The sequence below is a fragment of the Agrobacterium sp. 22-214-1 genome (assembly GCF_053522465.1).
The window spans coordinates 116,216-130,084 of the sequence record NZ_JBNWCK010000007.1; the positions used below are offsets into that span (position 1 = coordinate 116,216).

Consider the following 13,869-nt stretch of genomic DNA (forward strand, 5'->3'; position numbering starts at 1 on the left):
TTTCCGATGTCTTCTTCCCTCTCGACAACAGCCGTTCCTGAAGCCCGCAGCATTTTGGCCGGTTCGGCTGAAGGTGCCGTGATTGCGACGACCGAAGCGCTGAGTTTCTGGGGCGGGGTCGATCCCGCCACCGGCCGGGTCATCGACGTGCACCACCCGCTGCATGGCATCTGTCTCACCGGCGGCGTGCTGTTCATGCCCACCAGCCGTGGCTCCTGTACCGGTTCGGGCGTCTTGCTCGATCTAATCCTGACGGGCCGTGCGCCCTCGGCGCTGGTCTTCTGCGAGGCCGAGGACGTGCTGACACTGGGCGCGCTGATCGCCGCCGAAATGTTCGGCAAGCCTTTGCCGGTGCTGCGCCTCGACGCGGAAAATTTCGCCCGGTTCTCCAAAGCCGTTCATGTCCGTATCGATGAGACGGCCATCGAAGCCGATGGCGTTTCCCTTGCCATCACGCCGCCGGCGACGGCGCATCTCGATCTTCGGGATGACGATTGGGCCATGCTCGAAGGGCGCGATGGTCTCGCCGTGCAGCAGGCCATGCGCATCACCGTCGCCATGGCCGCCCAGCAGGGGGCATCGGCGCTTGTCGATGTGACGCAGGGCCACATTGATGGCTGCATCTATGCCAGCCCCGCCAATCTCACCTTCGCGGAAAAAATGGCGGAGATGGGCGCGAAGGTACGGGTGCCGACGACCATGAACGCCATTTCGGTGGACAAGGCGCATTGGCGTTCGCAGGGCATGCCGGAGGATTTCGGCGACCCGGCCGCAAGGCTGGCGGATGCCTATGTGCGCATGGGCTGTCGCCCGACTTTCACCTGTTCGCCTTACCTGCTCGACAGCGCGCCGCAGGCCGGCGACATGATCGCCTGGGCGGAATCGAACGCGGTGATCTTCGCCAATACGGTGCTTGGCGCGCGCACGGCGAAACATCCGGATTTTCTCGATCTCTGCATCGCGCTGACGGGCAGGGCGCCGCTTGCCGGCGTCTATCTGGAGGAAAATCGCCGTCCTCAGCGCATCGTCAATGTGGCTTTGCCGCAGGGTGTGGATGATGCCTTCTGGCCGCTCGTCGGTTATCTGGCGGGCAAGGCCGCGCCGGATTGCATTCCGCTGCTGCGCGGCCTTGGCCCTGCGAAGCCGTCACGGGATGATCTAAAGGCGCTTTGCGCCGCATTCGGCACCACCTCCGCTGCGCCCATGCTTCATATAGAGGGCGTAACGCCGGAAGCCGGTCTTCCGCCTCTCGAAACGGCCGATATCGTTACTGTCTCACCCTCCGATATGGCCGCCGGCTGGTCGCTTCTCAATGAGGGACCGGAAGAGGTGCAGCTTGTCGCCATCGGCAGTCCGCATGCCTCGCTGGAGGAGTGCCACACGCTTGCGGCTGAATTTGCCGGCCGCCGGCGTCACGCGGATGTCGCCGTCATCGTCACAGCCGGCCAGCAGGTCATCGATGCGGCCGGGCAGGACGGCACTTTGCAAAGCCTGCGCGACAGCGGCGTGCAGGTGCTGCCTGATCTTTGCTGGTGCTCCATTTCCGAGCCGGTTTTCCCGACGAAGACCCGTGCCCTGATGACCAATTCCGGCAAATACGCCCATTACGGACCCGGCCTCAGCGGTCGCGCCGTGCGCTTCGGCAGTCTTGCCGATTGCGTTGAAAGCGCGCTGACCGGCCGTGCTCCATCCCTTCTTCCTTCATGGCTTTCCTAAGGAGTTCTGAATGCGCAGTATCAAGACCGTTCATGTCATTTCCGCCCATGCGGAAGGGGAAGTCGGGGACGTGATCGTCGGCGGTGTCAGGCCGCCGCCGGGCGAAACGATCTGGGAGCAGAGCCGCTTCATCGCCCGCGATGAGACCCTGCGCAATTTCGTGCTCAACGAGCCGCGCGGCGGTGTGTTCCGGCACGTCAACCTGCTGGTGCCGCCGAAACATCCCGACGCGGATGCCGCCTTCATCATCATGGAGCCGGAAGACACACCGCCCATGTCCGGCTCCAACTCCATCTGCGTTTCCACCGTGCTTCTGGATGGCGGCATCGTGCCGATGCAGGAGCCGGAAACCCATATGCTGCTGGAAGCGCCGGGCGGGCTGGTGAAGGTGCGCGCCGAATGCCGCAACGGCAAGGCCGAGCGCATTTTCGTGCAGAACCTGCCGAGCTTTGCCGCAAAGCTCGATGTTGAACTCGAGGTTGAAGGCCTCGGCACGCTCAAGGTGGACACGGCCTATGGCGGCGACAGCTTCGTCATCGTCGACGCCGAGGCGATGGGGTTCAGCCTGAAGCCGGAAGAGGCGCATGAGATCGCCCGCCTCGGCGTGCGCATCACCAATGCCGCCAACAGGGCTTTGAGCTTCGAGCATCCCGACAACCCGGACTGGCGGCATTTTTCCTTCTGCCTGTTTGCCGGCAAGGTGGAGCGCACGGCCGAAGGCCTGCGGGCAGGGGCGGCCGTCGCCATCCAGCCGGGCAAGGTGGACCGTTCGCCGACAGGCACGGCGCTTTCAGCCCGCATGGCGGTGCTGCATGCGCGTGGCGAGATGAAGGAGGGCGAAACCCTGACGGCCGTGTCGCTGATCGGCTCCACCTTCACCGGCCGCATTCTTGGAACGACAACGGTCGGCGACCGTCCAGCCATCCTGCCGGAAATCTCCGGTCGCGGTTGGATCACCGGTATTCACCAGCACATGCTCGACCCGTCTGATCCGTGGCCGGAGGGGTATCGGCTGACGGATACGTGGGGTGCGCGGTAAGCGCGATACGCCGCGCTTCCCTCATCCCTGTGCTTGTCACAGGGATCCAGTCAGCCCAAGTCCTTGGGCTGAAAAGACTCATCCCGCAGCGCAGACGCGCGTCGGCTGGATTCCTGTGACAAGCACAGGAATGAGGGAAGAGGGTGGACGCTCATAGTCCCAATCAGCCGTCGATCAACCACCCGGCCGCTTCGTCGTCTCCCGCACGATCAGCTCGAACCCGACATCCACCCGCGCACTCTCGGGAATGACAGCATCTTTTTCTGCTTCCAATATCGAGAGCAGTAATTCACCCGCCTTGCGGCCGATCATCTGGGCGTCGACACGGATCGTTGAAATCGCCGGATAACATTGCCTGCCGATATCGAAATCACCAAAGCCGAGGATGGATATCTGTTCGGGCACATGAATGCCGCGGCGATGACATTCCATCAGTGCACCGACGGCGGAGATGTCGGAGACGGCGAAGATGGCCTCGACATCTGGGGCCTTGGCCAGTAGCGAGCCGAGGGTCTTTGCCCCGTGGTCATAGGAGACAGGGGCGCTGCCTTCGCGGATGATGAGATCGTCGGCAATGCCTGCTTCCCGCAGGGCCGCGCCGAAACCGAGCAGGCGGCTTTCGCCGCGCCAGTCCTTCACATCGCCATCGGCCCTCGATCCGAGCGCACCGATTCGCTTGAAACCAAGCGATATCAGATGTTTGGCGGCGGTTCTTCCCACTTCGTAGTTGGAAAAACCGACCGCATGGTCAATGGGGTGTTCGGGAACGTCCCAGATTTCCACGATCGGGATACCGGCGCGCATCAGCACCTCGCTCGCCATCTTGGTATGCACTGTGCCGGCGACGACGATGGCATCGGGGCGGCGCTCCATCATGGTGCGGATGACGCGTTCTTCCTCCTGCAGATCGTACATGGTGTAGCCGATCAGCAACTGGTAATCGGCGGCGCGCAGCGCATTGGCAAGCCCCTGTGCGCTATCGGCGAAGTTGGAGTTGGTGAGCGTCGGCAGGATGGCGGTGATGAAATTGGTGCGCCGGGAAGAGAGCGAACCGGCGATTCGATCCGGCACATAGCCAAGCTTCTCGATGGCTTTCATCACCTTCTGGCGGGTCTCTTCGGACACCAGGGCGGGATCGGCCAGCACTCGCGAAACGGTCATCTTGGAGACGCCCGCGAGTTTCGAGACATCGCTCATGGTTGCTTTTTTTGACGTGACTAACGCTGCGGCCAAGGGCGTGCGCTCCACCAAAGCATGTCTCCCTAAATTCGAACCGGTTCAGGACAAGACATACACGAAGACAATAAGGGAAAGCACGCCGTATGATTGCATATCGATGCGGCGTGCACCGGATTTATGCGACGCGGCTATAGACCAGATGGTAAAAACGCCCGTCGCACATGCTCATCATCTCGTCCGTCAGCACCCGGCCTTCCAGCCGGACGGGGGAAACCAGCGCTTCCTCCACCGCCTCCATCGACGGATAGTCGATTTCCTGCACCATGATGATCGAGGCCGCGTCCGGGTCCGTACGCTCGGTGCGCATCACCCGCACGGCCTGCGCATTCGGCATGCGTTTCCAGACCGGCAGCAATTTCTCCTCGACGATGCGGAAAAACTCCTCCTCCCGACCGGGGTGAATCCTGCCTTCGAAAATTGCCGAGCGTGTATACATGTTTCCTCCCGAATGAATGCCGACCGAAACAGTTCTGTAGATCGGACTTGCAATGATACCGATAACATGCATTATTGATCCTGCCAAGAACGTGAAACGGTGTCGAACAGAGGAAAATCGATAACCAGCCAAAATCATTGAATTTCATGGGAAATTCATTTGGTTTTGTGCTTTCGCGGTTTCTTGGGAGGAGTTTTTAGTCAATCGCGTTAAAATGTTATCGAGAACATTTTTCGGTTTGCGCAAGGCCGCTGTTCCATTCTGGGCAGCCACTATAAGGTTGGAGGAGAAACCATGAGCATATCCAGATTTCTGAAGAACATGACCGTCGCCGTCGGTGTTGCAGCAGCAACGCTTGCCGCCACCACGTCCGCCCATGCCGTCTCGCTCAGCGAGATCACCGCGCGCGGCAAGGTCAAGATCGGTGTTCTGACCGGTGCGCCGCCGATGGGCATGGTGGATGAGAAAGGCAATCCCTCTGGTTACGACGTCGATGTCGCCAATCTCATCGGCTCTTACCTGTCGCTGCCGGTTGAACTGGTGCCGCTGACACCGCCTGCGCGTATTCCCGCCCTTCAGACCGGCAAGGTCGACTTCCTTGTTGCCACGCTTGCGCCGACCGGCGAGCGCGCCAAGACCGTGATGTTCACGCAGCCTTACAGCGCCTTCAATATGGACATCATTTCCGGCAAGGACCAGAAGTTCGAAAATCTCGACAGCCTCAAGGGCAAGCGTGTTTCGGTCAATCGCGGTTCCTCGCAGGAAACCGCGCTGCGCAAGGCCAATGTCGAAGGTCTCGAAATCGTCGTTTACGAAGACGATTCCACCAGCGCCCAGGCACTGCTCGCCGGTCAGGTGGATGCTGTCGCCCTGCCGTCCACGGTTGGTGAGGCGATCATCAAGCAGCGTCCGGAAGCCGGTCTGCAGGTTGGTTTCACCTTCTTCCAGCAGGGCAACTCCATGGCGACCAAGCTTGAGGACTTCGAGCTGCGCCAGTGGCTGAACACCTCCATCTACCTCATGAAGATGTCCGGCGATCTCGACCGCATCTCGGTCAAGTGGACCGGCCGTCCGCTGCCGCAATTGCCAAGCTTCTGATTGAGCCTTTCAACGCGCCCGCCGGGAAGGCTTCCGGCGGGCCCGGGAAATGTCAACGGAGTGACGCATGTCCTATACATTCCAATTCGGCGCGCTCGCCCAGTATCAGAACGAGATTCTGAACGGCATATGGCTGACGATCAAGCTGTCGGTCCTGTCCATCGTGCTCGGCTGCGCTTTCGGCATTCTTTTGGCTTCGCTGCGGTCCATCAATGGCGGCATCGTCCGCATCATCGTGGACGGTTATGTGGAAGTCATCCGCAATACGCCGTTTCTCGTGCAGCTCTTCATCGTCTATTTCGGCCTGCCGGGCCTCGGCTTCAGGGTAGGGGCGGATACGGCGGCGCTGATCGGTATGACGATCAATCTTGCTGCCTATTCGACGGAGATCATCCGCGCCGGCATCGAGGCGGTGCACAAGTCGCAGATCGAGGCGGGCGAGGCGCTGGGTTTCACCAAGTACCAGATCTATCGCCACGTCATCATCGTGCCGGCCATCGCCAAGGTCTATCCCTCGCTGTGCAGCCAGTTCGTGCTGATGATGCTGGCATCGAGCATATGTTCGGCCATTTCCACCCATGAGCTTGCGGCCGCCGCAGCCTTCGTGGAATCGCAGACCTATCGCTCCTTCGAGGTCTATATCGTCGTCACGCTCATCTATCTTGCGCTGGCGCTTTCGCTGCGGCTCATCCTTGCCCTCGTCGGCATGTGGCTGTTCGGCCGTCGCGTTGCCCGCAAGACGATGACCGCCATGCCGGAGGTGCAGTCATGACTCTTCGAACTTTCGGCTGGAACGAATTCGGCTTCCTGCTGACCGCCCTTCAATGGACCGTGCTTCTGACGATCATTGCGCTTATCGGCGGTGGCATTGTCGGCTTCTTCGTGGCGCTTGCCCGCACCTCGAATTTCAAGGCGCTGCGCATTGCCGCCGGCACCTATATCCAGGTGATCCAGGGCATTCCGGTGCTGATGATCCTGTTCCTGTCCTATTACGGCCTCAGCCTTGCCGGGCTGGAACTGCCGCCGCTCTTTGCCGCCGGCGCCTCGATGACGATCTATACATCGGGTTACCTCGCGGAAATCTGGCGCGGCTGCATTCAGGCGGTGCCGAAGCAGCAATGGGAAGCGTCGGAATCGCTGGCGCTGACCCGCGCCCAGCAATATCGCTACGTCATCCTGCCGCAGGCGATCCGCATTTCGCTACCGCCGACCGTCGGTTTCGCCGTCCAGGTCGTCAAGAATACGTCCATCGCATCGATCATCGGTTTCGTCGAACTGGCGAGAGCGGGGCAGCTCATCAACAATGCCACGTTCCAGCCGTTCCGCGTCTTCGTCGCCGTGGCCGTGCTTTATTTCATCGTCTGCTACCCGTTGTCCCAGCTGTCGCGTTGGCTGGAAAGGAGGCTTCATGCCGGAAGTAATCGTTGAAAACGTTCACAAGAGCTTTGGCGCTCTGGAAGTCCTCAAAGGCGTGTCGCTGACGGTCGGCCGCGGTGAAGTCTTCGCCCTCATCGGCCGCTCGGGTTCGGGCAAGAGCACGTTGCTGCGCTGCATGAACGGGTTGGAGAAGATCAATTCGGGCCGCATCGAAATAGCCGGTCATGCGATTGGCGAAGATGCCAAGGCGCTGCGCAAGCTGCGCACCGACGTCGGCATCGTGTTCCAGAGCTACAATCTCTTCCCGCATCTGACGGTCGGCGAGAACATCATGCTTGCGCCGCGTATCGTCAAGGATGTGGCGAAATCGGAAACGAAGGATATTGCCCGTGAGGTTCTGCAACTCGTCGGCCTGTCGGAGAAATTCGATTCCTATCCGGATCAGCTTTCCGGCGGCCAGCAGCAGCGCGTGGCGATTGCCCGCTCGCTCGCCATGCGGCCGAAGGTGATGCTGTTCGACGAGGTGACCTCGGCGCTCGATCCTGAATTGACCGAGGAAGTGCTGACCGTCATGGAAAACCTCGCCAAAGACGGCATGACCATGATCCTCGTGACCCATGAAATGGCTTTCGCACGCCGCGTGGCGACCGAAACCATCTTCATGCACAAGGGCAAGATCTGGGAGCAGGGCCGTTCGTCCGAACTCTTCGCCAATCCGCAAACGCCGGAACTCCGGCAATTCGTCAAGGCCGATGTGAAGTAGTTCACCGGCGCAAAGGAAACTTCATGACCACTGAAATCGTGCAATTGTGCCCGCTCATCCCGGCACTGGAAGGCGAACTCGCCGAGCGCTTCACCGTGCATCGCCTGTTCGAGGCTGCTGACAAGTCGGCGTTCCTTGCTGAAAAGGGTGCTTCAATCCTCGGCGTCGTCACCGGCGGCCATATCGGCCTGCCGACGGATATCGGCGCCGCACTCCCCAATCTTGAAATCGTCGCCATCAACGGCGTCGGTTTCGACAAGGTCGATCTGACTGACGCCAAACGGCGCGGTTTCCGCGTTTCCAACACGCCTGACGTGCTGACCGCCGATGTCGCCGACCTTGCGCTCGGCCTCGTTCTGGCGCAGGCGCGCAAGCTGCCGCAGGCGGATCAGCATGTGCGCACCGGCCAATGGCTGAAGGGCGATATGGGGCTTTCCACCCGCGTGGCCGGCCGCCGTTACGGCATATTCGGCCTCGGCCGCATCGGTCAGGCAATCGCAAAGCGGCTCGAAGGTTTCGATGCGCGTATTTCCTACACCGCCAGAAACCGCCGCGATGTCGCCTATGATTATTATGACAGCATCGAGGCGCTTGCCGCCAATTGCGACGTGCTGATCATCGCCGCCGCCGCTACTGCCGAAACGCGCCATATCGTCAATGCGGATGTGCTGAAGGCCCTCGGCCCCCAGGGTGTGCTCGTCAATGTGGCGCGCGGCTCGCTGGTGGATGAGAACGCGCTTGTCGAGGCACTTGCCAGCGGCGCGATCGGTGGCGCGGCGCTGGATGTCTTCGAGGATGAGCCGCGTGTGCCGGAAGCGCTTTTCGCCTTCGACACCGTCACGCTCGCTCCGCATGTCGGCAGCGGCACGCACCAGACGCGGCGCGCCATGGCCGATCTCGTTCTCGCCAATCTCGATGCCCATTTTGCCGGCAAAGAACTGCCGACGCCGGTGGTGTGACGGTCAACGAATTGCCGCCTGTGGCCTTGACGGCGCAGCTTCGGTTGCGCCGTTTCGATTGAGGTCGGCAGGGCTTCGGGGAGGCTACTGCAAAAGGCGGGTTTCCCGGCAATCTCCCGTCGTTGTTCATATTTATATAATACGTATAATCCTACTATTCTGCTTCCTTATAAAATGATGAGGCGGAGAGGTGCGTTCCAAAGGCCCGAAGACACCCGAAGAGAACCGGATGTCGCGAAAAAAGCGCGATGTCACCCCATCCGCCACTCGTGACATGAGCGAAAACAGCAATCCTTCCGACCGGCACGCGCTTCTGGAAGCGATGATCGACCACGTGCCGGATTTTATCTATGCCAAGGATCTGGAAGGGCGCTTTCTTTTTGCCAATCGCGCAATCGTCACCGAAAACGGCTTTGACACGGTCGAGCAACTGATCGGGCTCACCGACTACGATGTTAACGGTGAAGCGGCGCAGCGCGCCGGCATTCCCGATACCGAGGCGCGGGTGATGCGCACCGGCGAACCGGATCTCGGTTACGAGGAACGCGCCATGCGCGGCGATATCGATCGCTGGCTCATGATGTCGCGCGTGCCGCTGAAGGACAAGGCCGGCAACATCATCGGCGTGGTCGGCGCCTCGCGGGATATAACCCAGAAAAAGGCCTCGGAAAGACTGCTTCAGGCGCAGGCGCATATTCTGGAAATGATCGTCGCGGCGGCGCGTATCGAGGATTTTCTCGAGGAGTTCGTCAAGGCCATCGAAAATCTCGCGACCGGACTGGCCTGCGCGGTGCGGGTGTTCGATGCGGCGGAAGGGGAACCTTCCGTTTACGCCTCGCCGGCGCTTGCGCAGCAGGAGGGGCTGGTCGCACTTGTCTCCAGCGTCAGCGATCCCGAGAGCCTTATCCATCCGGCAGAACACATGGCCTTCAGTTTCGATATTCCCGCCAGCGAAGGCAAGGCGCACGGTTTCGTCTGGTGCATGCTGGCCGGCCGCCAGCCGGATGCGGCGCTGGTGGAATTCATAGGTGCGGCGGCGCGCATGGCGGGGCTGGCGATCGACCGCAAAAGGGCGGCGGAGCATATTGCCTTCCTGGCGGATCACGACATGCTGACCCGGCTGCCGAACCGCCGTTTCCTCGATACGAGGCTGCCGGAAATACTGGCGGCGGCGGCAAAGGCGAACCGAAGGGTCGGTATCGGTTTTCTCGATCTCGACAATTTCAAGCAGATCAACGATACGCTCGGCCACAGCATCGGCGACGCGTTGCTGTCGAAAACCGCCGAGCGCATTGCGAAAAGCCTCCGGAAGAACGATCTCGTTCTCAGGGTGGGCGGCGACGAGTTCGTCATCATTCTCGAAGAGCGCAGGGACGATGTCGAAAACCGCCTGCAGCGCATCCGCGCCGCTGTCTCGCAGCCATTGCGTATCGGCAATTACGATATCAAGGTCACATGCAGCATCGGCATGGCCTTTTTCCCGGAGCATGGGGAAACCACGGCGGAAATCGTCGCGGCGGCCGATCTCGCCATGTATGAGGCCAAACATACCGGGCGCGACAGCATCGCCACCTTCACCCCGAACATGGCGGATGATCTGAGAAAGAAGTTCACCCGCATCGAGGAACTGCGCAAAGCCGTAAAGAGGGACGAGTTCGTGCTGCACTTCCAGCCGCAGGTCGATCTTGTCAGCGGCCGGATCAGCGGCGTGGAGGCGCTGGTGCGCTGGCAGCATCCCACGGAAGGTTTGCTCGGTCCCGCGGAATTCATCGGGCTTGCGGAAGAAACCGGCCTGATCGTCGAACTCGGAGAAAGCATTCTCGAAAAGGCCTGTCGTCAGGCGCAGGCATGGGCCGCCGCCGGCCTGTCGCCCGTCAAAATGGCGGTCAATATCTCTCCGCGGCAGTTTCAGGGCGGGCTGGTGCAGCAGATCAGGTCTGTGCTCAAGGAAACCGGCCTTGCGCCATCCCTGCTGGAAATCGAAATCACCGAGACGCTCATCATTCAGGATGTCGAAACATCGGTGCGGATCATGCGGGCCATCAAACAGATGGGTGTCAGCCTGGCGCTGGATGATTTCGGTATCGGTTATTCCTGCCTCGGCATGCTCAAGACCTTCCCGCTGTCCTGCATGAAGATAGACCGCTCGTTCCTCACCCATCTGCCGGAAAAGACCAAGGACAGCGCCATCGTCTCGATCATGATCCAGCTTGCCGGGTCTCTCGGCATCGATGTCATTGCCGAAGGTGTGGAAGCCGGCGAGCAGGCGACATTTCTGCGTGATGCCGGCTGCCCCTACGGTCAGGGTTATTACTTCAGCCGCCCGGTGCCGGCAGAGGCGATCGAAGACATGCTGGCGAAGACGACGATATTCACGACCGGCTTACCCGAAGGCCGCCTATAGGCCGCTCGGGCGACCGGTTTTCAGAGCGGCCAGATATGGCTTTCCGGGAGAGGCCGGGCGGCTTTGGCGCCTTTGCCCTGTGCGGTTCTGTAACGAAACCACTTCGTTTCCCTAGCCTGTAAGATGTCTACCGATCCCGTGCGTAACGGGAGATGTTTCATTATATCGATTTACAATTTAGTATTACATGAATATTTATATAAGTAATAAATTATATTATTTCGAAATAAGAGTTCAAAATATTATATTCTAAACTGTTAACTTGTTGTAATTTTACTACGAAATTAAAATGCTTACTTTATCTGTATTTGCATTGCGTCGATTTGAATTGCGAGTCTGCGGCAACTTCTGTCATTTGCTGAATCAGCGCAGGGAAGCGGGCGGCAGGGAAAAGACCAGCCCTCAAATTTGCGCATTCGTTGAAAAATTTTTGACTGGAGATTACAAATGAACATCAAGAGCCTTCTGATCGGCTCCGCTGCGGCTCTCGCAGCAGTATCCGGCGCACAGGCCGCTGACGCTATCGTCGCTGCCGAGCCCGAGCCCATGGAATATGTTCGCGTCTGCGACGCTTTCGGCACCGGCTTCTTCTACATCCCCGGCACCGAAACCTGCCTGAAGTTCGACGGTTACATCCGTTTCCAGACCGACTTCGGTCGTGACCAGTCCGGCACGTCCGACTGGGATTCCTTCACCCGCGCCCAGTTCAACGTCGACACGCGTTCGGACACCGAGCTCGGCGCTCTGCGCGGCTACTTCGGTTTCCGCGGCCAGGCCGACCAGGACAGCAGCCGCGCTGTCGTTCTTGACCAGGCTTTCATCGAAATCAGCGGCCTGAAGGTCGGTTTCTACTATAACTGGTGGGATGACGGTCTCTCTGGTGAAGTCGATAACCTCAGCTCGAACCAGACCCGTCTGAATGCTATCCGTTACACCTACGACGCTGGCTCCTTCTACGCTGGTGTGGCCGTTGAAGAGCTGGAAGGCGTTATCGCTGGCAACTCGATCACAACATCTGGCAGCACGACGACCATCCAGCGCAACAATCTCGGTGTAAACCAGCTCAACTGGACGACGCAGAACCGCCAGGGCGACAACAATGTCGGCGTCAGCGCCATCATTGGTGCCAAGTTCGGCGGCGTTAAGGCCAACCTGCTTGGTGGTTATGACACCGACGCTGAAAACGGTGCGATCCGCGCCATCGTAACGGCTGAAGTTGGCCCGGGTACGTTCGGCCTCGCCGGTGTATGGGCTTCTGGCGCCAATGCATACTACGAAGAGTCCGAGTGGTCAGTTGCTGCTGAATACGCCGTCAAGGCAACTGAAAAGCTGACCATCACCCCCGGTGTTCAGTACTTCCGTACGCTTGATATCGGCACCGATGGTGATTTCACCGGCAACCGCGATGCATGGCGCGCTGGTGTAGCAGTTGGCTACAAGATCACTTCCGGCCTCTCCACGCTCGTTTCGGTTAACTACCAGAGCGTTGACGGCGATGAGCGCGTTCGTAGCGGCATCGGCAGCGGTGCTGGCGACCAGTGGACCGGTTTCGTTCGCCTGCAGCGTTCGTTCTAATAGTCTACAAAAAGCATAGTAGGGTTAGACAACTCAGATCCACCCCGTTTCCGAACGGGTGAGTAACTAGCTCCAGTCAAAGTTTCTGACATGATGTCAGGTTTGCTCCCCGGACCCCTGCAGGCCGGGGAGTTTTTGCGCTTATAGTCGATGCGTGGAAAATGGGGCCTATCCATGGAGTTGGAGAATGAGTATGAACCCGCTGCTCCTTCATGGCTCCCCCACACGTAATGAAGCAAAATCGGCTATCCCGCGATCAGGGTGATTGAGTAATTGTCTGCAATATGAAATATTATTGTATACAATAAATCAGGTGCTCCCATGGAATTCGATTTTACCGCGCTTGAGCCGCAGAGCCGTTATCGTTTGTTGACCAATTTTATCGGTCCACGGCCGATAGCGCTTGTCACGACGCGCTCGGCTGCTGGCCACAACAATGCCGCACCGATGAGCTTTTTCAATGTTTTCTCCCATGATCCGCCGATCGTTGTTCTCGGCATCCAGCCGCGTGTGACGGGCGAGGAGAAGGATACGATGGCCAATATTCGTCGCACCGGCGAATTCGTCATCAACATGGTCGATATGGCTCTGTCCGAACAGATGCTCATCTGCGGCCTTGGCTTCGACAGCGAGGTCGATGAGCTTTCGATTGCCGGACTGACGGCCACGCCCTGCAGCAAGATCGATGCGAGCTTTGCGGCGGAATCGCCCTGCGCCTTCGAATGCCGTGTGGAGCGCCTGATCGATTATCCGCGCCGTACCCTTGTCCTGGGGGAGGTGGTGCACATGCATGTCCACAAGGATTGCCTCGATGCGGAGGGGCGTTATGTCGATCCGGACCGATATCAACCGATCGCGCGCCTGCATGCCGATAATTACATCAGTTCGGATCGTCAGTTCGTCCTCAAGGCGCCCGCGATGACCGACTTCATTAAGCCTGATGGCGAGTGAGGGTTCTTGCGGCTGAAGCGCCGAATACCTTTTGCCTGCCGCCGCAAACTCGAGAAAATGAGAGGGCAGGGCATCGGGGCGGCGATAACGATTGGTTTCGCTTCCTGGCGCTGTGCGGCAGGTCAGACGAAACGACGGCTGGGTTAATGCCGCGATAAAGCTGCGTCCAGTGCGGTTGGAGTGGTTGACCGAACGACTGACTGCCCGTGCCTGACGAAATCCAGTCTTGCCACCCCGTACGGTTTCAGGAAAACAACGGCATCCATTTGCGGGCTTCCGCTCCTCGTTCTAGTGTTATCCTGCTCGCACCAT

12 protein-coding genes are annotated in these 13,869 nt (G+C 59.5%); 10 read left to right on the forward strand and 2 right to left on the reverse strand.

Annotation, left to right across the window (positions count from 1 at the left end; genetic code table 11):
* Nucleotides 1-6 precede the first annotated feature (6 nt).
* On the forward strand, nt 7-1,716 hold the full coding sequence (gene lhpI / locus ACQZ5G_RS21340; protein ID WP_448738833.1) for a cis-3-hydroxy-L-proline dehydratase: 1,710 nt from the start codon (nt 7-9) through the stop codon (nt 1,714-1,716).
* Nucleotides 1,717-1,726: 10 nt separating this feature from the next.
* Nucleotides 1,727-2,755: a trans-3-hydroxy-L-proline dehydratase gene (locus ACQZ5G_RS21345; RefSeq protein ID WP_448738834.1), complete on the forward strand. Its 1,029-nt coding sequence runs from the start codon at nt 1,727-1,729 to the stop codon at nt 2,753-2,755.
* Between the two features lie 174 nt (nt 2,756-2,929).
* Here ACQZ5G_RS21345 and ACQZ5G_RS21350 read toward each other — a convergent pair whose 3' ends face one another.
* Nucleotides 2,930-3,952, reverse strand: a complete 1,023-nt coding sequence (locus tag ACQZ5G_RS21350; protein WP_448738835.1) for a LacI family DNA-binding transcriptional regulator — start codon at nt 3,950-3,952, stop codon at nt 2,930-2,932.
* 157 nt (nt 3,953-4,109) lie between these two features.
* Nucleotides 4,110-4,430, reverse strand: coding sequence for a hypothetical protein (locus tag ACQZ5G_RS21355; RefSeq protein ID WP_003505663.1), 321 nt, complete (start codon nt 4,428-4,430; stop codon nt 4,110-4,112).
* Between the two features lie 294 nt (nt 4,431-4,724).
* Between ACQZ5G_RS21355 and ACQZ5G_RS21360 the strand changes: the two genes are divergently transcribed.
* From ACQZ5G_RS21360 to ACQZ5G_RS21395, 8 genes are all read left to right on the forward strand, one after another.
* A complete protein-coding gene (locus ACQZ5G_RS21360) occupies nt 4,725-5,528 on the forward strand; it encodes a transporter substrate-binding domain-containing protein (RefSeq protein WP_046801225.1) in 804 nt (267 codons plus the stop codon).
* Between the two features lie 67 nt (nt 5,529-5,595).
* Nucleotides 5,596-6,300 (forward strand): amino acid ABC transporter permease, encoded by a 705-nt coding sequence (locus ACQZ5G_RS21365; protein ID WP_003505665.1) that lies wholly within the window; start codon nt 5,596-5,598, stop codon nt 6,298-6,300.
* Nucleotides 6,297-6,956, forward strand: coding sequence for an amino acid ABC transporter permease (locus tag ACQZ5G_RS21370; RefSeq protein WP_003521700.1), 660 nt, complete (start codon nt 6,297-6,299; stop codon nt 6,954-6,956). Before ACQZ5G_RS21365 ends, ACQZ5G_RS21370 begins: the two co-directional genes overlap by 4 nt.
* Nucleotides 6,937-7,668, forward strand: coding sequence for an amino acid ABC transporter ATP-binding protein (locus tag ACQZ5G_RS21375; protein ID WP_003521699.1), 732 nt, complete (start codon nt 6,937-6,939; stop codon nt 7,666-7,668). The genes ACQZ5G_RS21370 and ACQZ5G_RS21375 overlap by 20 nt, the downstream gene beginning before the upstream one ends.
* A 23-nt stretch (nt 7,669-7,691) precedes the next feature.
* A complete protein-coding gene (locus tag ACQZ5G_RS21380) occupies nt 7,692-8,627 on the forward strand; it encodes a 2-hydroxyacid dehydrogenase (protein ID WP_448738836.1) in 936 nt (311 codons plus the stop codon).
* A gap of 229 nt (nt 8,628-8,856) precedes the next feature.
* Complete coding sequence (locus tag ACQZ5G_RS21385; RefSeq protein ID WP_448738837.1) at nt 8,857-11,031, forward strand: putative bifunctional diguanylate cyclase/phosphodiesterase; 2,175 nt, start codon at nt 8,857-8,859, stop codon at nt 11,029-11,031.
* A 447-nt stretch (nt 11,032-11,478) separates the two neighbouring features.
* Nucleotides 11,479-12,606 carry a porin gene (locus ACQZ5G_RS21390; protein WP_448738838.1) on the forward strand — a complete coding sequence of 376 codons (1,128 nt, stop codon included), beginning with the start codon at nt 11,479-11,481 and terminating at the stop codon, nt 12,604-12,606.
* A gap of 321 nt (nt 12,607-12,927) precedes the next feature.
* Nucleotides 12,928-13,557, forward strand: a complete 630-nt coding sequence (locus ACQZ5G_RS21395; RefSeq protein WP_448738839.1) for a flavin reductase family protein — start codon at nt 12,928-12,930, stop codon at nt 13,555-13,557.
* Nucleotides 13,558-13,869 lie beyond the last annotated feature (312 nt).